19 protein-coding genes and 3 pseudogenes are annotated in these 25069 nt (G+C 59.8%); 7 read left to right on the forward strand and 15 right to left on the reverse strand.

Features of this window, described 5'->3' with window-relative positions:
* A partial coding sequence (locus NKH80_RS28610; protein WP_352995128.1) for a hypothetical protein occupies window positions 1-237 on the forward strand: 237 nt, incomplete at its 5' end.
* A gap of 5 nt (window positions 238-242) precedes the next feature.
* Here NKH80_RS28610 and NKH80_RS28615 read toward each other — a convergent pair.
* From NKH80_RS28615 to NKH80_RS28635, 5 genes are all read right to left on the reverse strand, one after another.
* Window positions 243-584 (reverse strand): hypothetical protein, encoded by a 342-nt coding sequence (locus NKH80_RS28615; protein WP_352995131.1) that lies wholly within the window; start codon window positions 582-584, stop codon window positions 243-245.
* 129 nt (window positions 585-713) lie between these two features.
* Window positions 714-2780: a class I tRNA ligase family protein gene (locus NKH80_RS28620; RefSeq protein WP_352995134.1), complete on the reverse strand. Its 2067-nt coding sequence runs from the start codon at window positions 2778-2780 to the stop codon at window positions 714-716.
* 272 nt (window positions 2781-3052) lie between these two features.
* The gene (locus NKH80_RS28625; RefSeq protein ID WP_352621179.1) at window positions 3053-3832 is read right to left on the reverse strand and encodes a phytanoyl-CoA dioxygenase family protein; all 780 of its coding nucleotides are present in this window, start codon (window positions 3830-3832) and stop codon (window positions 3053-3055) included.
* Between the two features lie 46 nt (window positions 3833-3878).
* Complete coding sequence (locus NKH80_RS28630) at window positions 3879-4433, reverse strand: FAD-binding protein (protein ID WP_352995137.1); 555 nt, start codon at window positions 4431-4433, stop codon at window positions 3879-3881.
* Window positions 4340-5602 carry a lysine N(6)-hydroxylase/L-ornithine N(5)-oxygenase family protein gene (locus NKH80_RS28635; RefSeq protein ID WP_352995140.1) on the reverse strand — a complete coding sequence of 421 codons (1263 nt, stop codon included), beginning with the start codon at window positions 5600-5602 and terminating at the stop codon, window positions 4340-4342. Before NKH80_RS28635 ends, NKH80_RS28630 begins: the two co-directional genes overlap by 94 nt.
* Before the next feature lie 310 nt (window positions 5603-5912).
* Between NKH80_RS28635 and NKH80_RS28640 the strand changes: the two genes are divergently transcribed.
* A complete protein-coding gene (locus NKH80_RS28640; RefSeq protein ID WP_352995142.1) occupies window positions 5913-6599 on the forward strand; it encodes a hypothetical protein in 687 nt (228 codons plus the stop codon).
* Window positions 6600-6926: 327 nt separating this feature from the next.
* On the opposite strand, the gene NKH80_RS28645 is transcribed toward NKH80_RS28640, so the two are convergent.
* A complete protein-coding gene (locus tag NKH80_RS28645) occupies window positions 6927-7187 on the reverse strand; it encodes a hypothetical protein (RefSeq protein WP_352995145.1) in 261 nt (86 codons plus the stop codon).
* Between the two features lie 11 nt (window positions 7188-7198).
* Between NKH80_RS28645 and NKH80_RS28650 the strand changes: the two genes are divergently transcribed.
* The 4 genes from NKH80_RS28650 to NKH80_RS28665 all read left to right on the forward strand — a co-directional run bounded on the left by NKH80_RS28650 (window position 7199) and on the right by NKH80_RS28665 (window position 13408).
* Window positions 7199-9289 carry a prolyl oligopeptidase family serine peptidase gene (locus tag NKH80_RS28650; RefSeq protein WP_352995150.1) on the forward strand — a complete coding sequence of 697 codons (2091 nt, stop codon included), beginning with the start codon at window positions 7199-7201 and terminating at the stop codon, window positions 9287-9289.
* A gap of 187 nt (window positions 9290-9476) precedes the next feature.
* Complete coding sequence (locus NKH80_RS28655; RefSeq protein ID WP_352995153.1) at window positions 9477-10172, forward strand: OmpW/AlkL family protein; 696 nt, start codon at window positions 9477-9479, stop codon at window positions 10170-10172.
* A gap of 141 nt (window positions 10173-10313) precedes the next feature.
* On the forward strand, window positions 10314-11219 hold the full coding sequence (gene proB, locus NKH80_RS28660; RefSeq protein ID WP_352995156.1) for a glutamate 5-kinase: 906 nt from the start codon (window positions 10314-10316) through the stop codon (window positions 11217-11219).
* Between the two features lie 968 nt (window positions 11220-12187).
* Window positions 12188-13408 (forward strand): ATP-grasp domain-containing protein, encoded by a 1221-nt coding sequence (locus tag NKH80_RS28665; RefSeq protein WP_352995159.1) that lies wholly within the window; start codon window positions 12188-12190, stop codon window positions 13406-13408.
* An 808-nt stretch (window positions 13409-14216) separates the two neighbouring features.
* Here the strand turns inward: NKH80_RS28665 and NKH80_RS28670 are convergent.
* From NKH80_RS28670 to NKH80_RS28695, 5 genes and pseudogenes are all read right to left on the reverse strand, one after another.
* Window positions 14217-16268, reverse strand: a complete 2052-nt coding sequence (locus NKH80_RS28670; RefSeq protein WP_352995162.1) for a S9 family peptidase — start codon at window positions 16266-16268, stop codon at window positions 14217-14219.
* A 48-nt stretch (window positions 16269-16316) separates the two neighbouring features.
* Window positions 16317-16628: a hypothetical protein gene (locus NKH80_RS28675; RefSeq protein ID WP_352995165.1), complete on the reverse strand. Its 312-nt coding sequence runs from the start codon at window positions 16626-16628 to the stop codon at window positions 16317-16319.
* 730 nt (window positions 16629-17358) lie between these two features.
* Window positions 17359-17496: pseudogene (locus NKH80_RS28685) on the reverse strand (ATP-binding protein); the annotation flags it as partial.
* A 13-nt stretch (window positions 17497-17509) separates the two neighbouring features.
* Window positions 17510-18685, reverse strand: a complete 1176-nt coding sequence (locus NKH80_RS28690; RefSeq protein ID WP_352995168.1) for a recombinase zinc ribbon domain-containing protein — start codon at window positions 18683-18685, stop codon at window positions 17510-17512.
* A pseudogene (locus NKH80_RS28695) lies at window positions 18677-18862 on the reverse strand (recombinase family protein); the annotation flags it as partial. The gene NKH80_RS28690 and the pseudogene NKH80_RS28695, both read right to left, overlap by 9 nt.
* A gap of 172 nt (window positions 18863-19034) precedes the next feature.
* Between NKH80_RS28695 and NKH80_RS28700 the strand changes: the two are divergent.
* Window positions 19035-19154 (forward strand): annotated as a pseudogene (locus NKH80_RS28700) (IS5/IS1182 family transposase); the annotation flags it as partial.
* Between the two features lie 306 nt (window positions 19155-19460).
* On the opposite strand, the gene NKH80_RS28705 reads toward NKH80_RS28700, so the two are convergent.
* Genes NKH80_RS28705 through NKH80_RS28720 form a run of 4 tightly spaced genes read right to left on the reverse strand, consistent with a single transcriptional unit; the run spans window position 19461 to window position 24623 of the window.
* Window positions 19461-20006, reverse strand: a complete 546-nt coding sequence (locus tag NKH80_RS28705) for a sarcosine oxidase subunit gamma (protein ID WP_352995171.1) — start codon at window positions 20004-20006, stop codon at window positions 19461-19463.
* The gene (locus NKH80_RS28710) at window positions 19999-23085 is read right to left on the reverse strand and encodes a 2Fe-2S iron-sulfur cluster-binding protein (RefSeq protein WP_352995174.1); all 3087 of its coding nucleotides are present in this window, start codon (window positions 23083-23085) and stop codon (window positions 19999-20001) included. Before NKH80_RS28710 ends, NKH80_RS28705 begins: the two co-directional genes overlap by 8 nt.
* The gene (locus NKH80_RS28715) at window positions 23082-23348 is read right to left on the reverse strand and encodes a sarcosine oxidase subunit delta (RefSeq protein WP_352869050.1); all 267 of its coding nucleotides are present in this window, start codon (window positions 23346-23348) and stop codon (window positions 23082-23084) included. Before NKH80_RS28715 ends, NKH80_RS28710 begins: the two co-directional genes overlap by 4 nt.
* Window positions 23349-23366: 18 nt before the next feature.
* On the reverse strand, window positions 23367-24623 hold the full coding sequence (locus tag NKH80_RS28720; RefSeq protein WP_352995178.1) for a sarcosine oxidase subunit beta family protein: 1257 nt from the start codon (window positions 24621-24623) through the stop codon (window positions 23367-23369).
* Between the last annotated feature and the right edge of the window lie 446 nt (window positions 24624-25069).

The raw sequence follows: 25069 nt of genomic DNA on the forward strand, positions 1-25069 counted from the left end.
GTAAACCGCTTTCTCTTCATCAGTCCGTCCTTCAATCGAGGCCGGACTCTAATCTCAGATGGAGGAAATTACCCGTGGCAGGTCACGGAGGATACGCTTGCGAGGGATTTGGCGGCCCTCGCCGACTATCTTCAGGCGACGGGCTGTCTTTGCGCGGGTCTGGTTGGAAGCTTGTGCACCATCGCGATCGTGAACGCTGGTTGTGCGCAATATCCGGTTTCTGGGGCAGAATTTTGAACCTGCTACCTTCCGATTGTCAGTAGCTCAGTTGTTCTTCGGCCGGACTGCCGCGCCAGTACAGGCTCGGACAGAATCGAAGATACCATCAGGCAGGCATTCGCATTCGACATGTCCGGTGATCGGCGCACGATCCAGGGCGCGCCAGGTTGACCAAGCGCCTCGAGCGCATGACAGTCTTGACCGGCTGGAGGACGGAATCCCGCGATGCCGAAGAGGTTGGTCAGCGCAGTCGAGCCCACACGGCATTTGCGGCACGAAACAGCAAGGGTTGGGAAGCGATCGGCCGAGCGGTCCTCGAAGGCGCGGGCCAGGGTGTCGACGATGCGTTGGTTCAGGTCCGCCAATCTGGTCTCTACCGTCTAATAGCGGCTTCGGTCGCCAGTGACAGCGAGTAAAGATATTTGGCATCATCGGCGTTTATTGCCGCGCAGATCTGGTCGAGATTGGGATAGCTCACTGGTGCACCTTTGGGCTCATAGTGCTTCCTCCTCATCGAGATGAGGATTGCCGGATCTGGCGTAGAACCCTAGCACGGGTCCGAGATCAAAGCGCGTCCCGGGCGCAAGGCGCTGGACGGACCGGGGCCATGTTTCGGTTGAGACGCCATCGATGCCTCGCGCCAGCGTTCTGGCGAATCGGGGCATCAGCGGAGCGAGTGTCGGTACCAGGATCGCAGCGGCCGTCGTCTGAAGGGCTAGCGAAGTCCGGGTGCGGGCGGGATAGAGACGTCGCGCCGCTGCATAGTTTTGCGCCTGACGGTAGATCACGCAATCGCGCACGAAATCACAGGCCTGCGCGGCCGCGCGCCGGACCGAGAAGCCATCGTCCGAATAGGCGCGCTCCATCGCCGCGCGATAGATTTCTATCCGAGCAAAGAAGGCGCGGTCGACCGGGCTCCAGTCGCCTGCATCGGGTACACGGCCGCCAAAGTCCCCCCTGATTTCCTGGTTCAGCCCATCAAGCCAACTGAGCCAGATCCCTTGGAACACCTCGTTCTCGGTGCGGTGTAGCGCGTCCAGCGTGAAGTTCGTCCGCTCACCTTCCGGGCGCGTCAGGCCCAAATGAAGGCGCACGACGTCGACTGTCTTTGGGCTCAGAACCTCCTTGCCCCAGACCGCATGGCGGCAGCTGGTTGAGAACTTCTTGCCGTCGAGCAGGTAGAACTCGTTGACGTGATAGCGGATGCGTGGCGTCCAGTGGGAGAAGACCTCGGCGTAAAGAGCGGGGTAGAGTAGCGCGTGGTAGAACGAATTGTCGAAGCCGAAGAAATGGACAATCTGCCAGTCGTTGCCGGGCATCTCCGCCTTCCAGTCGCGACCCAGCAAGCGGCCGAGCGCCTGGATGTTGTAAAGAAAACCGAAGGCCATTTCCGGCCAGACCCAGATCACTTGCCCCGGGAACCCTTCGGCCGGCAGGCCCCAGTCCGAGGGGTGGGAAATGGGCACTGAAAAGTTGCCGCGTCGGCGTAGGCGCGCGAAGAGATCCAAGATCCGTAGCGGGACGCCCGACGCCCTTAGATGCCGGTCGATATTGTCGTAGCATCGGTCCAAGGCAAGTTCCGGGCGGCGGACGGAGCCGACCAGCGGCGCCTCGGCAGACTGCCGTGACCGGGCTGCACCCAAGTCGTGGCAAAGGTTTGGGGCGCCGCATTCCTCGCAGATGTTGCCACCGGCGGAGCCGCCGCAATCGGGGCAGAGGCCGCTAACATCCGGTTCGTAAAGATAGTGGCCTGTCACAGCATCGAAAAGCGCAGGGCTCTGGCGCAGATCTACCGCCGTGCTGCTCAGAAGACTGCGGAAACACGCGGCTTGAAACTCGCCGTAACCGTCATCGTCCATTGTGGGTTGGAAGCTGTGGACGTCACAATCGAGAAGTGCAAGCGTGGCGCAAATCTCGTCGGCGTAGTAGCGCGCCACGTTTGCAGGCGTCGATTGATCGGCATCGGCGCGCATCGTGACGTAGCTCTGGTAATCGTCGCTTCCTGTCAGGTGGTAGGCCTCGACCCCTTTCATGCGCAGGAAACGCGTGTAGACATCAGCGCCAAAATAAGGGCCAGAAAGATGCCCCAGATGCAGATCGCCATTAGGCGTCGGTGGCGTGGAGAAGACGAAGATCGGCCCGCGTGGAGCCGTGATCTTTGCAGCGGCATCAAGGGCGGCCTCGCCGTCTCGCCAGTAGACATCGACGAAATCTAGGTCTTCGTTTCCGTCGTTGCGCAGCACATGCGCTTCAAAAGGGTGGAACAGAACGACATCGCCCGCCTCGACCGAGATTTCCCCAAGGTCGGTCCTGACCTTGCCCGATCCTGACAGGATCACGAAGGCCTCGATTTCGTCGTGCCGATGGGGCTCGGATGTAACGCCCGGTGCCACCCTACCGAACGAAAACCCCGTGCCGGCGCTTCCCGTTCCAAGCGTGGCCATGTCGATACCGAACGCCCGCGACAGCTCCTTTCGAGAAAACGTGTATTTGCGCATGACAACGAACCTAAGCTGTTGAAGTGGGATCTTCGGCTGCCAACGCAACAGCCTCTTGTGCAAGTTGCGCAGAGAAGCGGCAGCCCAACCCGTTGGCGGCCTCGGCCAGAATAATGCGGCTCTGGGCCGCCAGGCGGGCGACGAGGGGGGCGCCAGTCGGGCTGTAGGCGTCATAGAAGACCGCCCTGCGACCACCTCCACAATCCACGTGCCGAAGCGTCGTAACGGGCTGCGGTCGATGCTCCGCGAGCCCGCAAATCAGAACGCCATACTCTCCGCGCATTTTTGAGCGGTCGATCAGTTTCGTGTGCATGCCTCCGCCTGGCTGCGTGAGCTCAATCGCGATAGAAAATGCCATTTGGGGGCTTGAGTTTGTCGAGATCGGCCACTTTGCCCTCGGGCGGGTTAAGGGCGCGCTTAAGCACGTTATATTCAGCGCGGGTCGGTCCACCGGTTGAAGCACGCTGGAACACCAAGTAGAGTGTCCGCCGCGAACGATTGCTTTTGTTCGGTCGTGAGTAGTGCGGTGCGTAATCGTCGAAGATGAAGATGTCGCCAGCCTTCCATACTACGGGTTCCCAGGAGAACATTTCGGCGACTTGAGGATCGATCACCCCACCGGCATCCATGGGAAACACCCCCTTCTTGTGGTTGCCGGGGCTGAAGAAAAGCCCGCCGTTTTCCGGGTCGGAGTCGTCGATGCCTATGGCAACCACCGCATGGACCATCCGGTCGGGGAGTTTGTGTGGAATGTGATAAATGTCCTGATGCGGGAGATAGCCGCCGCTGTCGGGGTAGTGGAAAATCAGCAACTCCTTGAGCCTGCGCGAATCTTCGCCAAGCAAATCCTCGACCGCTGACTTTATGCGCTGATCTTCTAAGAGCAAACGACGCAATGGATCATGGAAGTCGAGAAAATTCTCGATCTTGGAGATGATCTTTCGATTGTCCGTCGTCTTCTCGAACCACATGAGCCATTTATCATCGCTGACATCCCAGCGTGACATATCTTCGACAAAAGTAGAGATATCTTCCTGAGCCGCTGGAGCGAAGAACCTTTCGAGCCTGACGTATCCGTCTTTCTGCCACTTTTCTCTTTGTGCATCAGTCAACATGCGAAAAAGCCTCCTGTTGGAAAGACTGGTTGGTCGGACATCCCAATTAGGGCAGTCGGGCGCTGGTCAAGTTGCGGGTCCACGGAGACGGACCCACGTCATGTGGGACGGTGATGCTAAGTGCGTTCCGCTCCGGCGGATATTGTCCGCAGAAGCTCGGCGCGAGACTGCCTATGTCAGGCTCAGCCGGGTCCAGGGATTCCGTAAACTGGGCCGGATCAATCGCTTCACCCGTTCCAGCCACGACACGCCGCGCTAAAGGCCGGCACCATCCGTGGACGTCCGACCCAGCCATCGCCGCCAACGCCACGGCGCTCTTTCGAGTAAGCGACCTAGTACGGTCTTGACAACCGTAGGGGAAATGCACGCCCCCAGAATAATGCGATGCGCCGCTTGGTCCAAGGGCTTGTTCGGTCACGATGATTTCGGAGAAGGCTCCGGCCTTCGCCGCAGCGGAGGCGGACATCATTCCTAGGATTCCACCGCCGATGATCAAAAGTCTACGAGTCATATCCCGCTGCCCATTTCTTCGGCTGCGGGGGCGGGCCAGCTCTCGATCGAGGTATGGCTGATGAAGCCAGGATGCTCGGGGTTCGCGCATGGCGCGCGCCCAAGAAGGCTATCGAGGATGCGGCGCGCGCGCCAGGCCAGCAGGCTTAGGTTCGGATCGGCCAGGCCGCGCTGCCCGAGGCTCGCGTTTTGTACGAAGATGCGTCTGTCACGCGGTCCGTCCCAGCTCACCGAAAAATCTTCGCGAATAGCTAATTCATTGTCGATCTGCTCCAGCCGGTGTGCGATGGGTTCCAAGAAATCTGGCACCGCGTTCTCGTAGCCGGTGGCCAGGATGACGATGTCAGCCGTGACTTCTTCGACTTCGTCCATGCCGTGCTGCAGGGTCAGCCTGTGACCCGCGCCGGCGTTGATGCAGTGCGAGACGGTGCAGCCTGGCCGCAGTGTGATGTCGCATCGGTTTAGCTCGAAAAATGCGTGGCGGTATAGCGCCTGATAGATCGCGCGCAACGTGCTTTCCGAAATGCCGTCCGAGGCAAGCACGAAACGCCGCAGGAGCAGCTTACGCTGCGACTCGCTCATCGCCGCGAAACGATCCGAAAAGCAGGGCATGAACAACTCGTTTGTGAACGGGCTGTTGTCCAGAGGCAGATAGTTTTCGCGCTGCGCGACCCAAGTGATCGAGGCAGGCCGCCGTTCTTTCGGCAGGCCGACAAGATGCAACATCACCTCGGCTCCGGACTGGCCTCCGCCGACCACGCAGACATGCTTTCTCCGCACCTCAGGGTGGATGTGCAGTAAAACAGATGAGTGGAACAGGTTGCGTCCAATCCAGCCCTGAAACTGAGGCGGGATTTGCGCCTGCTTGCCAATGCCAACCACGACGTTTCTGGCGCCGAGAACCGCGTTACCGGTCCGCACCCGAAACGCGCCGTCAAAGCGGATTTCGTGCACGGTCTCGCCGCCATGGACAAGTGGGTTCCTGTGGAAGGCCCAGTTCAGGTACTGCTCAAACTCAGCTCTGAACACAGCCTCGAACTGTGCGTTCAGGAAGTGGTACAAACGCCCGTTCTCGTGCAGGAAGTTTACGAAAGTGTAGGCTGATCGCGGATTCACCAATGTGACCAGATCCTTGAAGTGGCTGACCTGGAGCTCCGAGGAATCGAATGCGATGCCTGGATGCCAGCGGAAGTCGACCTGCCGATCCAGGAAGAGTGCCCCTTGCCCAACTTGCTCGTGTATCTGACACGCAAGGCTCAAATTAGACGGCCCAGCACCGACCCCAACGCAAGATAACTCCACTGCTTCCTCCTATAGAGTCTTCCCACTAGGCGGAATATCGGCCATAGCCATTGGGCCCCCTCGCGGACGTTTCGCGCCCCGGTCCCGGCCGGGTTTGCGAGAATTTGTCCATCGCGTTCGGGTCGTCGAATGTAGACCCGAGCATTCCAGCGCGGTGACAATCGACGGGTCATGCCGGCGACGTGGGGCAACGACGTATGTCCTTTCCGCCCGTCTAGAGTAGATGCCCGCGTCGCCGTCTCGCGAGGAGCTTTCCAGGCCCATTAAGGTGTTTGAAGCCGGCGCAATACCCACCTCGACCATGACGCGCCGGCCTTTCGGCGGCTTGATGGCAGGCGAGAGCGCGGTTTTCACTGCGGCGACGGCATTTTCGGTGCGCATGATCATGGACGACGTCTCGCTGATGCGTTCGCAGAGTCCCATGCATGGGCCGTGCCAGAGAAGGAAAATTTTATTAAACAATGGGTTAGCGGATTTACGATCCTGTCCGAAATCCGACATTGAGGGGGGACGCCTCACGGCGGCACCCGATTTGCGCGTCGATGTCGCCTTTTTCCGAATAGCTAATCGGGCACCTTCTGCACCAGAATACTTCTCTTTATGGAGATCAGCACGAAGTCTTCATGAACGGTCAGTGCAGAACCTTGTGTCTCTGCCGGACAGATCGCGATATGCCTTGTCCATCGAGGTCGGCAGTTGCAAGAGCCGCCAGATCCTTCGCCCTATCGTCCCGTTGCACTGGCTGGATCCCGACATCCTGGGAGGCCGCGATCATGAAGAGCGACGCAATCTCATGTCCGCCGCGAGGCCGTCTCATGGGGAAGCAATTCTCTATGTTGGTGTCGGATCGATGATCTTGATGAGATGGTTGTGGATGGGCGCATGCCCAGACCTAAGCGCATCAATGATTGCGCGATATGGGACCTTCACCAACTGGATTGTCGAATCTCTATAAAGATAGCCGGAAGAGAATTGCGTTATGGCCACTCTGCCGGTTCCAAAAGCACGTGCGCCATTCGGTCCCTGCGACTCAATCCAGGCGGAGGGATGAGGCCGCAAAGCAGTCATTTGCGCGCCCACCGGTGGGCCAGGATGGAGCCATCGTAAACGCAGTTATTCGATGATCGCCGCCGCGGAGTCCTCAGGCTGTGCCGCGCCCGACGCCGGCGACGTAGTGGTCGTCGATCGCCCCGTCGCCGATGTCGATCCGAAGCTCGGCCAGTTTCGCGGTGAGCTGCACTGGTTATTCCGCAGTGCCCACCGAGCTGGCACAGGAGGTCTATCAGGCGGTCACGGCTGCATTCGTTGTCGGGTCTTCGACAAAGTCGGACATGAGACACACCGCAATCAGAGCCATGTCATTGTTGTGAAATGATTTTCTCGTTTGGCACGACACCTGCAAGGCTATCCGCAAACCCGCTGCGGCAAGGACTGAGGGGAAATCATGAGCAAGCTCGCCGAACATGCGCTCGCAGCCGCGAAAACTGGGCCTTTCCGAGCCGACAGCACGTTGCGGCTGTTTCCAGTCGACATCATTCTTCACGTTATCCGAACATGACCGTATTCGATTTCCGGCCAACGCTGAATGCTCCCGACGATGATCCCTATCTGTGGCTCGAAGATGTAGAAGGCGAACGGGCACTTGACTGGGCCGCCAGCCAGTCGGCCAGAACCCTGGGGCACTTCGGTGTAACGCAGTTCGATCGCGACCGCGACGCCCTGACAGCGATGTTCGACCGTCCTGACAAGATTCCCTTGATCACCCGCCGCGGCCCGTACCTCTACAATTTCTGGCAAGATGCCGGAAATCCGCGCGGACTGTGGCGCCGAACCACCCTTGCCGCCTACATGAAGGCGGATCCCCAGTGGGAGCTCCTGCTCGATGTGGACGCCCTCGCCGCTAGCGACGGAGAGGACTGGGTCTGGGGGAGCGCGTCGATCGAGCCAGAGAGACGGGAAAGAGCCGTTCTACGCCTCTCGCGCGGCGGCAGCGAGGCGGTCGTGCATCGCGAATTCGATCTGGAGTTTCTTAGCTTCGTCGCCGACGGTTTCAACCTCGCGGAGACCAAGGGCGGGGTAAATTGGCTCGATCCTGACACGCTTCTGCTTTCCAGTGCGCTTGGTGATGGCATGGCCACCCGCTGCGGCTACGCGCGCACCGTGCGGCTGTGGAAACGTGGCGCGGATCCGCTCACCGCGCCGGCAATCTTCGAGACCGGTCCCGAATCCCTCGGCGTGTCCTGCCATCTGGACCGCACCGCCGAGAGCGAGCGCCTTTGGTTCATCGAGCAGGCGACCTTCTTTGCGAAGATCGGCCGAATCGGCGACAGGAGCGGGCCAAAGATGCGGATCGACCTTCCTCAGGACGCCTCGTGGAGCGGCTTCGGCGACTGGCTGGCGGTAAAGCCGGGCAAGCCGTGGACAGTGGGAGGGACGACCCATGCCGCGGACGCGCTGATCGGTATCTCGCTTTCCTCCTTCATCGCCGGCGAGCGCAGTTTTGCCATCCTCTTTGAACCAGGCGACAGGCGCTCCCTGCAGTCATTCTTCTGGAATAACGGGAAGCTCATTATCTCCTATCTCGTCTACCTCGTTCCGCGTTTCGACATGTTCACCCCCGACCGCCAGGAATGGACGCGCCGAGTGCTGGACACCGTGCCCGCCGAAGGGACTGTTCACCTTCGGTCGCTCGATGCGGAACATCACGAGACCAACGGAGAGGTCCTCGTTTCGGCTCAGGACCCGATCAAGCCGCGGAAGCTTCTCCTATTAGACCTCAATGCCGCGGCGCCTCTCGGCGCTCCAGTAATCCTGAAGCGCAACCCGGAGAATTTCGACGCATCCGGGCTGGTGGTCACGCGCCACGAGGCAGTCTCGACCGGTGGGGAGATGATCCCCTACACGCAGGTCGGTCCGGCGAACGGGAACGGGGATGCCCCGGTTCACCTCACCGCCTACGGCGGGTACGGCATATCGCTCCTGCCCCACTACAACTCCTCGCTCGGCAAGCTGTGGCTCGAACGCGGCGGCACGTGCGTGGTGGCGAACATCCGGGGCGGCGGAGAGTTCGGCACCCGTTGGCACGAGGCCGGGCGCAGGGAGGGCAAGCGTCTCGCCCATGACGATTTCGCCGCCGTTGCCGCCGACCTCGTGCGAAGGGGCATTACGCTGCCGAGGCGGATTGCCGCCGAGGGCGGCTCAAATGGCGGCCTTCTGATCGCCAACATGCTTACCCGCTATCCTGAGCGTTTCGGCGCGCTGTTCTGCAAAATGCCGCTTGTCGACATGCGCCGCTACACCAAGCTTTTGGCGGGCGCGAGCTGGATTGACGAATATGGCGATCCCGACAAGCCGGAGGAATGGGTTTTCCTAAAGGAAATCTCCGCCTATCACGCCGTAACGCCGGGACAGCCCTATCCGCCGATCCTGCTCGCCACCACGAAGCGGGACGACCGCGTCCACCCGGGCCACGCGCGTAAGATGGCCGCAAAGCTGCAGGCTCTTGGCTATCCCGCTTACTTCTATGAGCCCGGCGCGGGCGGGCACGGCTACGGCAAGAACAATCGGGAGCGGGCCGCATTCATTGCCTTGGGCACCAATTTCCTTCGCAGTGCGATCGGCTGGCAAGCCGATGGCGTTCGATAGGTGAGCGGGACCCAGACAAAGAGCAACGTTTCAGAGTGGGTACAGGTGGATGATTGCGAGCACGGCGCGAATAATGTGTGCGCGTTCCCACGCAAATTGCGCATGAGCGCTCCGCCAATCCCAAGCAATTCGAGCGAGATTTTTCGTAGTTCAGTCCACATTTTCTGAAGAGCAAGGAGAGATTATCATGGCGAGAAACCAAATGCGCGCGGCGCGGGGAGTAACAGCGGCCGTTGTCCTCATCGTGATGGGACAGCAGGCCGTCGCGGCGGACCTTGCGCAAGCCGCGAACGTCCCGCAGGCAAGAACCCCGGTCACGCAAGAGCCAAGTCCTTGGCAACTCCGCCTGCGTGGGTTGGCGATCATCACCGAGGATTCGGGCTACGTCAATGCAGTGTCAGGCTCCGGTCTTTCCTATTCGGACACCGTGATCCCGGAGCTCGATATCTCCTATTTCTTCACGGACAACATCGCCGCCGAGCTCATACTCGGCACCACCTATGCCAACATCGGCAGCCAAGGGACGATCGGCGGGCTGGGCAAGATCGGCAAAGTTTGGCTGCTGCCGCCTACGCTCACATTGCAATATCATTTTACCAATTTCGGCCCGTTCAAGCCCTATGTCGGTGCCGGCGTGAACTACACGATCTTCTATAACCAGGATGTCGGCAGCGCCGATGCTCTCAAGGTTAAGAACACGTTCGGCACCGCGCTGCAGGTCGGGTTCGACTACATGGTGGATCAGCACTGGGGCGTCAACTTCGACGTGAAGAAGCTTTTCCTGAAGCCAGACTTCGACGTCACGGTGAACGGCGCGAAGCTGACGGGTAAGGCCGAGCTCGATCCCTGGTTGATAGGCGCAGGTGTCACCTACCGCTTCTGATAGCGAAGGCGAAGAAGGATTGTTGGAGCCCCGACTACGAAGTAAGCGCTCGTTTGGGCTGCGGATCTGAAATAAAGGGCGCCTCATGCGCCCTTATACCTCCGAGGCCGTGACGCTCAGGAAAGGTGAGATTGGAGAGACGTGTCTTCACTTCTAGTGCAGCAACATTCAACGGCAGCACCAACAAGTTCGATCCGATTGGCTTCGGCTCGCCGGCTGATAGTGAAGATTGGCTCAGCACTGATCGGCGATGCAGAAACCGGAGAGATACGCGGTCCTTGGCTTGAGACATTAATAGAAGATGTCGTCCGATTTTTCGCACGCGGGCAGCAGGTGATCATAGTCACCTCTGGTGCTGTCGCGGTCGGCTCAAGTCACTTCAACCATCTGGACAGATCTCTGCGAATTGAGGAGAAGCAATCGGCCGCCGCTATCGGTCAGGTTCAACTCATGCGTGCCTATGAACAGAGTTTTAGGCGCCATGGTTTTGGCGTAGGGCAAATACTATTGACCCGCGAAGATATAGACGATCAGCATCGCCGCCTCAATGCGGCCTCAACCCTTCAACAAATTCTCAAAGTTGGCGCGGTACCCATTATCAACGAGAACGACACGACCGCAACGGCGGAGATCTGTTTTGGCGATAATGATCGGCTAGCGGCCCGGGTCGCGCAGATGGTAAAAGCAGACGTTGTTGTCCTTCTTTCCAACGTAGATGGCCTCTTCTCGGAAAACCCACACGACAACCCCGCAGCGCGTCTGGTGACAGAGGTGCGATGCATTACTCCCGAGATAGAGGCCATGGCGGGCCATTCCCTCGCTCGCCATAGTTCGGGTGGCATGGTGACAAAGTTGATGGCAGCAAGGATTGCCACGGACGCGGGCTGTGAAATGGTCATTGCGAGAGGAAATAAATCTTACCCGCTCGCGGCCATCGAGAACGGTGGGCCATCAACATGGTTTTTTCCGCTCACTAAAGCCGACCAATGCACCATGTCGGCTAACCTCGCCGGGAACTGCTTGAGGAGATCGAGCGAGCAGCCTTGAGGCCAGCCGGGCGGGACCGTTCGAACAATGTCAAATGGAAGGTCGCCAGGTGCATCCGATTACCACGTCGAGGTCACAACGCCTTCAACTCGGTTCCGCATCGGCTGATTGGCCGTACCATCCAGATCCGCCTCACACATCCGGTGGTCCAAAGAGTCGTGGCGTTCTCGGCGACAATGGAGGCTTTCGGCGGTGCAAACGGGCACATGAGCCGCGCAATCCGCCGACCGACGAACTCGATAACGGGATTGGGCGAGAGACCCGCCCGCGCGCGCGCCGAGCAACCAGTCGGTGTTGAGCATGAGCGCTTCTTCACGCCTCGGCTTTAGATCCTATGAGGAGTGAACCGCGGCCGACGCTCTTCAGGGTGAGGCTGCATCGAAGCAATCACTCAACAGGAGATCGCCGTGGAGAATGTGTCCACCCAACCTGGAGTCCCAAACGCTATCCGTGTCGACCTTGGAGCAATCTTTGTCTCCCTGGAACTCTTATGTTCATTTGCAAGCGGCGTGGCCACGCCTGTTCGTCCCGCCAATAGTGGCTGGTCCTGCATGGTGTAGCTAATGCGCAATGTAGGAGACAGGGTCTCAAGACGACGGTGTGCAAACTCTTATACGCGGGTTGGATACCGCATTTCCGTGTGTACGCCTGGGGCTGCTTCTATCTTAGCACGGGCATCGACGTCGCGGGCTTCATGATATTGTGGTTCAGACTAAGTTTAGGACTGTACAGGTCGTACAGACGTCCCTTGAACAACAATCCTCAAAAATGGTGCAGGGGCTTCGAGCCCCACTGCGTCAAGCAAACGTCGCAACAGATCCTTCAAGTAAATTTGCAGAATCTTTGCGATCGCAAATCGCGGGCAATGGTAGGTTCACTACAAGGACTGACGTCAGGCACGGCTGAAATAGCTAATGCCGATGAACGCTCGGACCGCCGCACAACCCGCAACGTTGGAGTCAAGGCCAATGGCACGAAGAGCGCTTATCATGCTTGAAGGTTCTAGGAACAATGGTCCGCTTTACGTCAAAGCGGCCCTGCGTCTCGGTCTTCATCCAATTACCCTGTCGGCTGATCCAGCTCAGTACGACTATCTTGCGAAGGAAGGTATTGAGGCAATCCGTGTCGATACAGATAATCTTGATGCGCTGATCCGCGAATTTTCCCGGCTACGTGCGACCTATGACATTGCTGGGATTACGAGCGACGGGGATACGTTCTATGCGACAGTTGGCAAGCTCTGCCGGCATTTCGCACTGCCGGGACCGAACCCCGCATCCATTGAACGATGTTGCGACAAATTCACTCAACGTCAGCTTCTCGCAGAAGCGGGCGTTCCAGTACCTGCTTATCGCTTAGCGGCAGACGCTACGGAGGTTGAAAGCGCCGCCGCCGAGATCGGCCTGCCGGTGATCGTTAAGCCAGCCGTAGGCAGCGGCAGCATGGGCGTCCGATTGTGCCGCAACTTCGATGAAGTAACCGAACATACGACTTATCTGTTGGGCGGGAAGCATGTATGGCGATCTTCGCCTCGGATACTGGTCGAAGAATTCGCACAAGGCTCCTACTATGCCGCTCAAACAATGGGAAATGAGGTAATTGGGATCAGCACCGGCGAGTTTGGTCCTCTACCGTATTTCGTATATCGTCAGTTCACCTTTCCGGCCCCGCTGACGAATCACAATCAGGAGCGTATCGCCGAAATTTCGCTGAGCTGTTTGCGAGCTCTCGGCCTTGGCTGGGGGCCAGCGGAGATTGAATTCCGGTGGACGAAGCATGGCCCAGTCGTCATTGAAGTCAATCCGCGTCTTGCTGGTGGGGGCATACCTCAACTGGTTCAGTTGGCTTACGGTGTCGATCTCGTCACCGAACACATCCAGCTTGTCACCGGCGACGGACGGAATTTGCGCACAAGGCATTCGCAGACTGCGGCAGTACGGTTCCTGATCCCTGATAGCGATGGCATCCTCGATTGGATTAGTGGCGACGGTCGGGCGGCTGCTCTGCCAGGTGTCGCCGAGGTCAAGTTGTATGTTGAACCCAAGACGCCAATCGTCAGGAAACGTGACTACCGAGACCGAATGGGATATGTCATCGCCGTTTCATCTAGCTCTACTGAGACAGAGGGTCTACTCCAGCGTGCCGTGGACTTAATCGGCTGGTCGGTGAGGCCCTTTTCGTCCAGTTGAAGAAGTGCTCTGAGTATCTTGATAATGCGTTTTGCTAGGAAACCGTCGAGGCAGGTTTGGTGCACGCGTCGCGATCTAGCGGTCGGTTCTCCCAAAAATACCGTTCGCGATAATCCACAGCAATATCGGTGGCGGACGGCGCCGAGTTCGAAATTCCTCTGGCAGCCCATCTTGTAATATCCGTCAGTCCACGTGAGGTGTGGCCCGGCGCCGGGGGGAACCTGGCATGGTGACCAAAGGGCTACGGGACGTCGGTCCCGGAATTCCGGTGTACCCGCGTATAGTGCATGATGATTGCGGCTACGTCGCTGGCCCCACAGAGGTTGCAAGCCTATCGATCTGCATAGCCCTATCAAAAATCTTTCCTGCCTGCTTCATGTAGGTGAGCTCAGCAGGTGATTATCGCCGTCAGGGCTGGAGCCATCCCATCGACATCGATGAACTCCGACACGCCTAAACTTTGCTCAAGGTGGCATGGCCCTTCACTCCAGGTATCTTGCCCGATAGTTCGACACCAATGCGGCTAGATGCTGGATGTGCTGCGCTCGCGAACAAGTTCAGCAATGGGCTGCCATGCCGTGAGCTGGCTCCAAGCTATGTATTTCTCCGGATAACTAAGGACGCGTGATTGCGGCAGGTACGAGCTGGCGTCTGCACACACGCCACGAATCCTCCTCGCCCTCGCAAACAAGAGCAAGTTGTGGAACGTAGCCGAAAAAACCTTTGTAGCCCGTGAGAAGACAAGCAGTGCGTCGGCGCTCGGCCATCTGCTGCGCAAGCGGTCGTACGCGCTCGATATTCTTGTTGACTAAAATGCAGGCATTAGCAGTTCTCCTTGATTGCGACGGGTTGGTCGGTGTTCCGAGCGGGGTATATGTTCCTCAAACCAGCGGATCATGCGCGCTGCTAAGTCTATGCTGGCAGGGTACCCGCGCACGCCATGCCCCTCCTGCGGATAAATTACTAGCGCCGATTTGACGCCGTGCTCACGCAGCGCATTATGGAACTCTACGGTCTGGCTGGGGGGCGTGCATCGATCAAGCGCTCCCCCGATGTTGAGGCAGGGCGTAATGGCCTTGTGGGCATGCATGATCGCACTACGTTCGAAGTAGCGGCCATTGGGGTTGTCGTATTCATCCGCGAGAAAGAGTGCGTCGAAATCAGGTATGTTGGAAACTAGATGCTGGCTCACCTGATTGGCGTGGGTCGCGATCGACACTGCGGCGGCGAACCGCTGGTCCTGGGTGATCAGCCATGAGGTCATGTTTCCACCATAGCTGGTTCCGGTGACGCCGATGCGTGCCGGGTCGGCGATGCCGCGCTCTACCAGATGATCCAGGCCTGACAGCAGGTCGTAAGTGTCCTTCCCGTTTATATCGCCCTTAACTTTGCGAGCATATTCCAATCCACGGCCGGAGCTCCCCCGCGGATTCGGCAGCAGGATCGCATATCCGCGTTCTAGCAGCATGAGGTAGGCGATGCCGACTCCAGTTTTGCCAAACCATTGCGGCCGTGAAGACGCGACAGGTCCCCCGTGGACATGCATCACTAGCGGAAATGGACCGCTTCCTTTGGGTAAAAGCAGCCAGCCCTGGATCTCCAGCCCGTCCGGCGCCAGCCAACTTAATAGCTCGACCTTGTTAGTCCAATCTCTAATCTCGTCACAGTGTGGGCCGGCTAGGGAGCGCACAACGCTGTATGACCGATCTTTGATTGCAGCGATTTCGGGCGGGCGCTTGTAGCCTTCAGCGATCAGCACACAATCACCGACACCCTCCCCAAGGGGAGCTGCAGGAAAGTATCGCCCAGTTGCCTGTTCGGTACTTGACCAGCTTTCGGTCAGGTTATCCTTGGCGGTGTCGTATTCCAGCACCACTGTCTCGAATCCTCGATGTGCACCCAGAAATACCCGCTCTGGGCCACGCCAACGGATATGCGTTACGTCGGCGCCGTTCGTCGGGATGCTCTTTACCTGGCCAGTCTGGACCTCGATTATCCGCAACTCGCCCGCCACGACCCAACGATCGCTGCACACCGCTTCGACGACGCTGATCTTGGTGCCGGCGGGATCGGCTGACGACCAGCCAATCTGGTCGCTGGATTCGTAAATCCGTCTCGTGCGGCCCGTCTCCTTGTCGATGATGTCAAGGCTGGCAGAGTACCACGCTCCTTCGTCCGCATCTGGAGATGTAACCGCGACCACCGAATCCGGCCCGCACCAGTTAGCTTCCCATACGTTGATATCCGGGGTGGGTATCCGCATGACGCGATCGTCGCGCAGATCGTAAATCCAGACGCTGCGGCGTCTAAACTCCTCGTCGCCTACTTCAACGTTCGGCATCCAGAGCGGTATTGTCACCTCACTCTGCTTGCTCGTGACAGCTCCATGGGCGCAGGAAGCGTCTGCGCCGTGCCCGGCAACGCCGAGCAGGATCTGGCTGCCGTCCGCCGACCAGTGTAGATATTCTATCCATCCGTCCACGCGAGGCGCCGCCCATCCCGCGCGCCCGTCCATGTCAAGCAGATAGAGCTGGAAGTCTCCTTTATTCGCCCGGTCGGAGAGGAAGGCGATACTCTTGCCGTCAGGCGAAAATCTGCAGCCATGATCGGCATTCGGGCCGAACGTCAGCGGCCTGGTCGTGCCGTCCCGAAGGTCGACGAGGCAGATACGCCTGCGAAGATCCTCCTCCAGGTTATCCATAACGACGCCGGTGATTACGGCCAACGAGCCGTCAGACGAGACGTCGATTTCCAGCGCATCAATAATTAGCCCGACGCCCGGCTGATTCAGGCGCCGGACGATCTCTTCCGCCTCGTGGAACTCAGGGGTGTCACGTAGGTCGCGCTTCATCTTTGTCATTTCAAATCTTTCTTTTGACTCTTGGGGTCAGGGAGGTCAACTCTTGCGTCACAAAAGATGGCGATATCTGCTCCGCGATACCGGTTGATATTGCGCTGACGACGGAGACACTTGAACGGAGGAGCGGCTCAATGCGATAAACAATGGCAACGTGAAGGTTTGGAGCCTTAAGCGAACTTGGCGCCGAACAGCCCTGATCGCAAGAGCTTCACGATCTCTACTTCTTGGCGTTGGTTCCACTCCGCACCACTTTACCGACAGCTTTGAGAGCGTGCTGTCATCCTTCATTTTTTGAATTGCAGCAGTAACCTTGCCGTTGAACTCTTTGTCACCATGAAACATCGCCGCCGCAAGCAACATTGCGGTTTCTTGTCGCCACAAGTCTGTTCTTGCGTTCCCTGTCTCTATTTTTTTGGTTCCGCCAGCGCGGAGCGCTGGCCGCTTGCGCCAGCAACTCGTGCACGGTCGAAATTAATGTGCTCTCGACGTACTTTGCAACATTTGTTTTGTATATGCCGAACGTAATTCACATGAATCATACGATGCGCGGCGTGACGAGTTAAAAGAACTGGCGGTCTAGGTGCGGAAGCACTCCCTTCCAAGCGGAGTAAAGTGCTGGCAACGATCGACGCAAGCCGGCGTTTTGATGTCTGGCCGCATGCCGGACGCGACCTCCGTTGTATATAATCGGAAGGAACGGCGATAGGATCACGTGCAGTGTTCTCGAGCGCTATCGCTGCAACTGCTTCGCAATCGTTTCTGCGTCGGGCGCGCATTCGGCTGGTCCGGATCACAACTGAGCTTTCGAACCAGATTCGTGGAACTATAAAAAAAAACGTTCGGCCTCCGATGTTGGAAGCCTGGCGCGGCATTCGCGTTCAGGCCGCCGAGCTCGGGCGCCAGCTCGTCGCAGATACCCCTCAGAGCCAGGCATGCCGCATACTCATGTCGATCCCCGGCCTAGGGGCCATCACCGCAAACTTCCTGCGCATTTCGCAAAAACGGGAAAGTCGTTCCGCTAAATCGCGACAGCAGTTACACTAATTCGCGGACAGCAGGATGGGGTCGGCGCTCGGTTGCCTGGTTGAAGTCATTTGCGATTGATTTCGCCGTTTTCGGCGCCGGTCAAGGGCGGCGGTGTTTTTTGCTTTCTCATGCTGTCGCCTTCGAGGGTGATGCGATGGGCGTTGTGGATGATCCGGTCGAGAATGGCGTCGGCTATTGTCGGCTCAGCGAAGTTTTCATGATGCCTTCTTCCTTGATCGCCTGGTGCGCGCGGTCCGCGCCCGCAGCGTGTTGATCTGATCGTCCGAGAGTTCGATTTGCCACGGCTGCCCCTTCGTGAGCTGGCGTCCCTCGATCCAGCCGCGGGCGAGGTAGTCGAAGACGGTTTGGGGTGTGACGCCCAGGGCGGCGGCCGCCCCTTGAACAGAGTAGGTTCCATCTGGCCAGCGGTCGGGATTGGCGCTCGTCCCATTGATCTTGACCGTGGGGATGCCCCAACGTGTCCGCAGAAGCCAGACATTCTCACCTTTGAACGCGCGGCCGCGTGCTGCGACAAAGCCTTCCGCGTTCAACGCCACCGCAGTCTCCTTGTCCATTTTGCCCGCGGCGTTGAGTTCGATCACGCGGCTGCGCAGCCGCTCCAGATCGATGTAGTCGCCATAGGTGTGGACCCGCCTCTGGAGAGAGTGTTCACTTGTCGCTCCCGTCTGCCACAAGATGTTGAACCAGACCTGGCCGTGGAAGCGCTTCTGGTCGAGAATGACCTCGCAGACGATGAGGCGCAGGATGCCCTTGCGCTCGGCCGCCGTTGTCGAAGGCGAGTGCCAGATGCCGGGCAGATCTTCGCCCAGCTTTTGCAGCGCCTCGCGATCCGGCTCGTTCAAGACCAGGGGCTCGTCATGTCGCCAGCGTTCGTAATCCTGTTCGATCGCCTCGGCGGCGCGCAGCTTCTCTTCCCACACGCGCTCCAGCGAACGCGCCGCCAGGCGGTTCTCCGGCTCGACCGCATCATATTGGCGCCGTGCTCTTTCCGCCTCATAACGAGCCCGCTCGCGCCGCAGCGCCCACTGCCGCTCAAGTTGACGCGTCTCCTCTTCGATCTGGCCCAGGGCGGCGATGGCGATGGCGATCTTGTCCGGCGTCAAGGCCTCGAGCAGGATGCTTTCGACGTGCGCATCGACAGACAGCGCACGCACTTCCTGGCATAGCGGCCCGCCCTCCTGATCGCGGTCAGCGCGACACGTGTAGACGGGGTAGTCGCCCGCAGGACCGCTATAGCGCAGGCTCATCCGGCGACCGCACCGCCCACAAACAGCGATGCCCTGCAGCAGTGCCGCTCCCTTGCGCGGCACACCTGAATGGCCGGCCTCATAGCGGTTGATGTTGTTTACGAGTCGCCTCTGGTTCTCCATGAACTCCTCCCAGCCGATATAACCAGGATGGGCAGCCTGAAGGCAAACCTCCCAGTCGGCGATGGGGACCTTGGTAGTCCTCGGGCGATAAACGCCATGGCGAATCCGCCCGCCTTCCGTCCGCCTCCGGCCATAGACATACGCTCCAGCATAGGCAGGATTTTGAAGAATGCTGAGAACCCGTGAACTGTCGGCCTGGCGCTACACCACATCGTGCGGTGCTGGGCCGAGCACGGGACGCACGGGCAGCAAATCGTTCTTTCGCAGGTAGCGCATCACGGCCCGTGCACTGTGAAGCTCGCGGAATTTGGCGAAGACGAGGCCGAGCCTCGCCTGCACCTGCTCATCGGGCTGGATGACCGGATGGCGCCGCCTAGTGCGCGACTACGAGCAGCGCATCGACGTCTCTCACGCAATGATCCTCGTCACAATGGGCGCAAACCTCATCCGCCGAAACGCTCATCCTTGAATTTCAAAACGGACTCTGAGTGTGCGGCAGCCGTACCAGCATTCTCAGGCGGTACTCTAGTCGAGACTTCATGAGCTCAGCGCTCGAACAGTCAATTCGTGATCGTGAGCCTTTCGGCTGAAAAGCTTCAAGGCCGTGTTTCTGAAGTTCAACATCGCTTCCCATTTGCCAGTTGTTTCCTCTAGTAGATCTAAGTGTCAGTAGCTCCGCGAGTCAAATTCAGATTATGACATCAGGCTTGAGATGGACTGAGTTCGGCATATTCTAACGGGTCCGATGAACGTCGTTGCGGAAGGTGACCCGCTTTTATTCGAGGTCTGCCGCGGGACTATTTGAGGTGGTAGCGAAGTTGCCGGCCGCGGAAGCGTCTGCAATCCACTCCGTCAGGCTCTTGCTGAAGCTGCGCGGGGCGATGATGTCGCATTCGAACGCGCTCCTGCGCAGCAGGAGGACCGGCACGCGATGGAGGCCGGTCTGGAGCGCCCGTCCCTCGCCCAGCGTCTCCCAATCCACCGGGACGCACCGCTCCAGCACATATTTGAGGCCCCCGCCGGAAAGCCGCAGCCCGACCCTGCCCTCGCCGAGCGGGAGTGCGCAGCCAAGTTCCGGGTCGACATCGATAACCGGCGGCGGGCCGTCACAAAGCAGCCAGAACCGGCGTGGCGCGACGCGGATTACGAGTCGGCTGTCATGACGAGCGGTCTCGCCGGTCTCGTTCGGCAGCGGCCCGCCTAGCGTCCGTTGCAGTTCCGCTTCGAATTGCGCCATCGCGCCGCCCCAGCCCTCGAATTGGACGATCGCGCAGTCATACGCCGCCATTTCGAACCCAGCCACGGTGGGACCTTCAGCCATGGAGCCGCTCTCCCTTCGGGTCGAGGAATAGGGGCGAGACTACCCGGACCCGCACCGTCTGGCCTGCGATCGGATAAGTGGCGACGATCTCGGCACCCTCCTCCGCTGCTTTCCGGGCAAGCAGTCCGAGCCCGATCCAGGCGTCGAGCGTGGGGCTGTAGGTCACGGAAGTGACGCGGCCGAGACCGTGGCCCTGCAACGGCTCGCTAGGCCTGAATAGGATCGCGCCGACGTGTAACTGCTTCCCAGGCTCGACGCAGCGCAGCCCGACCAGCCGCGGTCGCTCCGGGTCGCCGAAGGCTTCGCGGCGGCCAAGTACCTCGCCCACATAGCCACTGCGCTTGCCCGCCATGCGGCTGAGCCCTAGGTCCTCGAGCGTCGTCCTGCCGTCGATCTCCGGTCCCGCGACATGGCCCTTCTCAACGCGCAGGGCGCCCAGGGCCTCGACGCCGTAGGGCTTCAAGCCAAAGGGCGCGCCGGCCTCCATCAGCCGGCACCATACCTCCTTGCCCATGCTCGCGCCGACATAGATCTCGTAAGCCAGCTCGCCGGAAAAGCTGAGGCGGATGATGCGCAGGGGCTTGTCGCCATATTTCTCTTCGATCAGCCCCATATGCGGCAACGCCTCGTTTGAGAGGTCTAAATCGGGAAACGCGGCGGCGAGAATATCGCGGCTCTTCGGACCGGCTACCGACATCGCCGCCCATTCGTAGGTGACCGAAGTCACCGAAACGCGCAGGTCGGGCCAAGCGGTATCGAGCAGGAATTCGAGCCGGGACATCACGTCCGCGGCCTTCGCGGTCGATGTCGTCATGAAGAAGTGCCGCTCACCGAGTCGGCCCGTGGTGCCGTCGTCGAAGACGATGCCATCGTCGCGTAACATGACGCCGTAGCGCGCGCGGCCGACCGGCAGCCTGGCAAAGCCGTTGACATAGACCCGGTCGAGGAAGCTGGCTGCGTCCGGCCCGTGTATGTGGATCTTGCCGAGCGTGGAGATGTCCATTAGCCCGGCCGCCTCGCGCACCATCCGCATCTCTGCGACATAGGCGTCGTTCACGTCGCGGCCGGAAGCACGATAGAACCAGGGCCGCATCCAGAGGCCGCCCTCCACCATCTGCGCGCCGTTGGCGACATGCCAGTCGTGCATCGGCGTGTGCCGGATCGGCTTGTAATGATGGCCGATGCCACGCCCGGCCAGCGCCCCGATGATGACCGGTGTGTACGGCGGCCGGAACGTTGTGGTGCCAACGTCCGGAACCGCCATGGCGCGCAGGCCGGCCATAGTTGAAAGCGCATGGAAGTTGCTTGTCTTACCTTGGTCGGTGCCCATACCGAGCGTGGTGTACCGCTTCAGATGCTCGACTGCCTCGTATCCCTCGCGATGCGCCAGCGCAATGTCAGTGGCTGTCACGTCCATCTGCAGGTCGACGAAGGCCTTGCCTTCGGTAAGTTCAGCTTCTTTTTCGTTCCCATTTCGGGATCGCCGCGCGAACCACCTCTCGCCCGACCGACGGGGGAGATGACGCTCCGGCCTCATGGCGGGGCTTCTGTCCTCCCCCCTCACTAAGTGGGGGAGAGGGGCCGAGCGAAGTGAGGTGGAGAGGGGGTTATCATTAGGTCCCGCATTGATTTCAGTAAGTTTGAGCATGACAGGATGCGCGATCAATTTGGCTGCGCCGCAGAAAGCAGATGCCTCAACCCCTGCACGATGCCCCTCTTCGATCGCGCTGGCTGTGGTGAAGCCTCCCGTCACAGCACCGGCCACGAATTGCCCCGCTCCGAGCTTTCCCGGGACGAAAGCGCGAATGTCTTCGCGATAGATCGGCTTCACCCCGAGATGGGAGGTCAGATGCACCGTCGGCGACCAGCCGGCGGAGACCGCGACCAGGTCGCATCCGATCGTAGTCGAACCAGCAGGTTCGGAAAGCGCGATAGCGCGTACGGCATGCCGTCCCAAAGCGTTGGAAACCAGCGATTTGGTGCGGACGGCGATGCCCTGGCGGCGCGCCTGTTCCAGAAGTTCATGTGCCGGTTCGGCGCGGCTGTCTGCTATCGTCACTTCCGCCCCGGCTGCGGCAAGATCAAAGGCTGCTCTGTAGGCGCTGTCATTGTCGGTCGCAACCACAGCCCTGGTACCCGCCAGTACGGCAAAGCGGTTCAGATAGATCCGCGCCGCGGAGGCCAGCATGATCCCGGGTCGGTCGTTATTGGCGAAAGTCAGCGGCCGCTCAATCGACCCAGTCGCATAAAGGATCGATTTCGCGCGCAAAAGCAGTAGCGCCTGGCGCGTTTGCCCTTCTTTCGGATCGGCGGTTCGGGACCCGTGCCGCTCCACGAGCCCGAGCACATTGCCATCATAGGCGCCGAACGCCGTGGTGCGCATCATCATCGAAACATTCGGCATATCGGCGAGCCTTGCAAGCGTTCCGGAAAGCCATTCCCTGGCCTCCGCCCGCTCCGACAAAAGCGTACCGCCGGCCAGAAAATCCTGCTCTACGAGGACCACCCTGGCGCCCGCCTCGCCCGCCACCAGCGCCGCCGAAAGTCCCGCCGGCCCGGTCCCGATCACCGCGACATCCGCGAAGAGATGGCGTACTTCGTAGCGGTCCGGATCGGGTTCTTCTCCCGCGCGGCCCAGCCCCGCAGCCTTGCGGATGAAATGTTCATAGAACATCCAAGCCCGCCGGGTCGGGCCCATGAAGGTCTTGTAGTAGAAGCCCGCCGCCAAGAAGGGCGCGAACAGGCCGTTGATGCCCTGGGCATCGAACTTGAGCGATGGCCAGCGGTTCTGGCTTTCGGCTACCAAGCCGTCCGCCAATTCCACCATGGTCGCCGGCAGGTTCGGCTCGCGCCGCCCGCCGGTTCCTAATGTCACAAGCGCATTCGGCTCCTCGGGCCCCGCTGAATAGATGCCGCGCGGCCGGTGATACTTAAAGCTGCGGCCGACAAGGCGGACGCCGTTTGCCAGCAGTGCCGAGGCGAGCGTGTCGCCGCGAAAACCGGTCATCGCCCTGCCGTCGAAGGTGAATTCGATTGGCTGCGAGCGGTCGATCCGCCCGCCTCCCATGATCCGGCTCATGCGCGCGCCTCCCGAGCAAAGCGGGTCGAGGCGATGGCATGGCTCCGCGTGTCACGCTCGACGACCAGCCATTGTCGGCAGCCCATCACGTGCTGCCAGTATTCGCGATGCAGCCCGGCCGGGTTCTCGCGCACGAAGACGTAGCGGTACCAGGCTTCGAAATCCGGATCGTCATACGCTGGCCGGCTCACCGAGGCGTCTCCGCCATAGCGGAACTCGTCGTGGTCGCGCGGCCCGCAGCAGGGACATTCGATGCGCAGCATGATCTTCCAGTCTCTCTGTTATTGCAGCCAGGCGAATGGGCCGGCGCCGGCCTCGTCGATCGTGCGGCCGGTACGGAAGCGGTCAAGCCGATAGGCGGCCGCGAGCGGATGGGCTTCGCCCTTGGCGAGCGTATGCGCAAAGCACCAGCCCGAAGCAGGCGTGGCCTTGAAGCCGCCGTAGCACCAGCCAGCGTTGAGGTAGAGCCCGTCGACCGGCGTCGGGCCGATGATCGGGCTGGCGTCGGGCGTCATGTCCATCACGCCACCCCAGTGGCGCAGGATGCGTAGCCGCGAGATGGAGGGCATCATCGCGATCGCAGCCTCGGCAACCTCGCGAACGACGCCAAGATTGCCGCGTTGCGCATAGGAATTATAGCCGTCCAGGCCCCCGCCAAAGACCAGTCCACCCTTGTCCGACTGGCTGACATAAAAGTGGTCGGCGCCATAGGCCACGACGTGGTGGACCAGCGGCTTGATCGGTTCGGTCACGAAAGCCTGCAGGATATGGCTCTCGATCGGCAGTTCGAGGCCGGCTTTGTGGCCGAGCACCGAGGTGTGCCCCGCCACCGCAAGCCCGACTTTTCCGGCGCCGATCCGGCCCTTCGTCGTCTCGACGCCAACGATGCGCTCGCCGTCATGGACGAAACCCGTCACCTCGCAGCCCTGGATGATGTCGACGCCGTGAGCGTCGGCGGCGCGTGCGTAGCCCCATGCCACCGCGTCATGGCGCGCAGTGCCCGCCCGGCCCTGAAGTATCGCGCCGTGAATCGGGAACAGCGCCTTCTCCGAAAAATCCAGATAGGGCGCCATCCGGCGCACTTCCTCGCTATCAAGCAATTCGGCGTCGATCCCGTTCAGCCGCATGACATTTGCGCGATAGCCGAAGGCGTCGAATTCGCCGGCCGAATTGGCTGTCAGCAAAAAGCCGCGCTGCGAGAACATCACGTTGAAATTGAGCGCTCGCGACAGGCCCTCCCACAGCTTCATCGAAAATTCGTAGAACTGGGTATTCCCATCAAGCCGATAGTTCGACCGGATGATTGTGGTGTTACGGCCGACGTTGCCGCCACCGATATAGCCCTTCTCCAGCACGGCGACATTGCGGACGCCGTGGTTCTCGGCGAGATAGAAAGCGGTCGCCAGACCGTGCCCGCCGCCGCCTACGATAACAACATCATAGGTCGACTTCGGAACGGGCGCCCGCCAGGCGCGTCGCCAGTGCCTTTGGCCGGTGAGACCATTGCGAAGGATGGAAAAAACCGAATATCCGCGCATGCCGATCTCCGTTATTTAACGAATAAGCGTCGAGGGAAGTCGCAGAAAGTTTCCGCACCTCCTTCGTGATACTTATGAATTTGGAGATCGCGATGGCGCAGTCCTTCTGCCAGACACGGATGATTGTGAACCCAGGCGTGGGTTTTACCAACAGAGATCATTCGCTTCTCAGTCTCGCCGGCCCGATATCTTTGATCTGCATGCACTTCACGTTCCGTTAGCAGTTGGACCAGATCGACCATTCCGCGCCAAATATGCGCCACTTGGCGTTGGAATTACCAACATAAAGCCGCGCACTGTGCCATCGCGTTTTCAGATGATCAGAGGACGTTTACCCTTCAAATTGGCTTCGTTGCTTCGAAAAGACTCCCGACCTACAAACTCGAAACGAGCTATCGGACGACAAGTCTTCCATGCGAAAGATTTCCGAGCACAGGACGGCCTTG

It is taken from the genome of Mesorhizobium sp. M0904 (assembly GCF_040319475.1).
Taxonomy (GTDB): Bacteria; Pseudomonadota; Alphaproteobacteria; order Rhizobiales; family Rhizobiaceae; genus Mesorhizobium.

Bases quoted from the DNA above. Each gene is read 5' to 3' on its own strand.
- NKH80_RS28625 (WP_352621179.1), bottom strand. From the start codon at position 3,832: ATGTTGACTGATGCACAAAGAGAAAAGTGGCAGAAAGACGGATACGTC.
- NKH80_RS28630 (WP_352995137.1), bottom strand. From the start codon at position 4,433: ATGCGCGAACCCCGAGCATCCTGGCTTCATCAGCCATACCTCGATCGA.
- NKH80_RS28650 (WP_352995150.1), top strand. From the start codon at position 7,199: ATGACCGTATTCGATTTCCGGCCAACGCTGAATGCTCCCGACGATGAT.
- NKH80_RS28655 (WP_352995153.1), top strand. From the start codon at position 9,477: ATGGCGAGAAACCAAATGCGCGCGGCGCGGGGAGTAACAGCGGCCGTT.
- NKH80_RS28665 (WP_352995159.1), top strand. From the start codon at position 12,188: ATGGCACGAAGAGCGCTTATCATGCTTGAAGGTTCTAGGAACAATGGT.
- NKH80_RS28670 (WP_352995162.1), bottom strand. From the start codon at position 16,268: ATGACAAAGATGAAGCGCGACCTACGTGACACCCCTGAGTTCCACGAG.
- NKH80_RS28675 (WP_352995165.1), bottom strand. From the start codon at position 16,628: ATGTTGCTTGCGGCGGCGATGTTTCATGGTGACAAAGAGTTCAACGGC.
- NKH80_RS28690 (WP_352995168.1), bottom strand. From the start codon at position 18,685: ATGGAGAACCAGAGGCGACTCGTAAACAACATCAACCGCTATGAGGCC.
- NKH80_RS28705 (WP_352995171.1), bottom strand. From the start codon at position 20,006: ATGGCTGAAGGTCCCACCGTGGCTGGGTTCGAAATGGCGGCGTATGAC.
- NKH80_RS28710 (WP_352995174.1), bottom strand. From the start codon at position 23,085: ATGAGCCGGATCATGGGAGGCGGGCGGATCGACCGCTCGCAGCCAATC.
- NKH80_RS28715 (WP_352869050.1), bottom strand. From the start codon at position 23,348: ATGCTGCGCATCGAATGTCCCTGCTGCGGGCCGCGCGACCACGACGAG.
- NKH80_RS28720 (WP_352995178.1), bottom strand. From the start codon at position 24,623: ATGCGCGGATATTCGGTTTTTTCCATCCTTCGCAATGGTCTCACCGGC.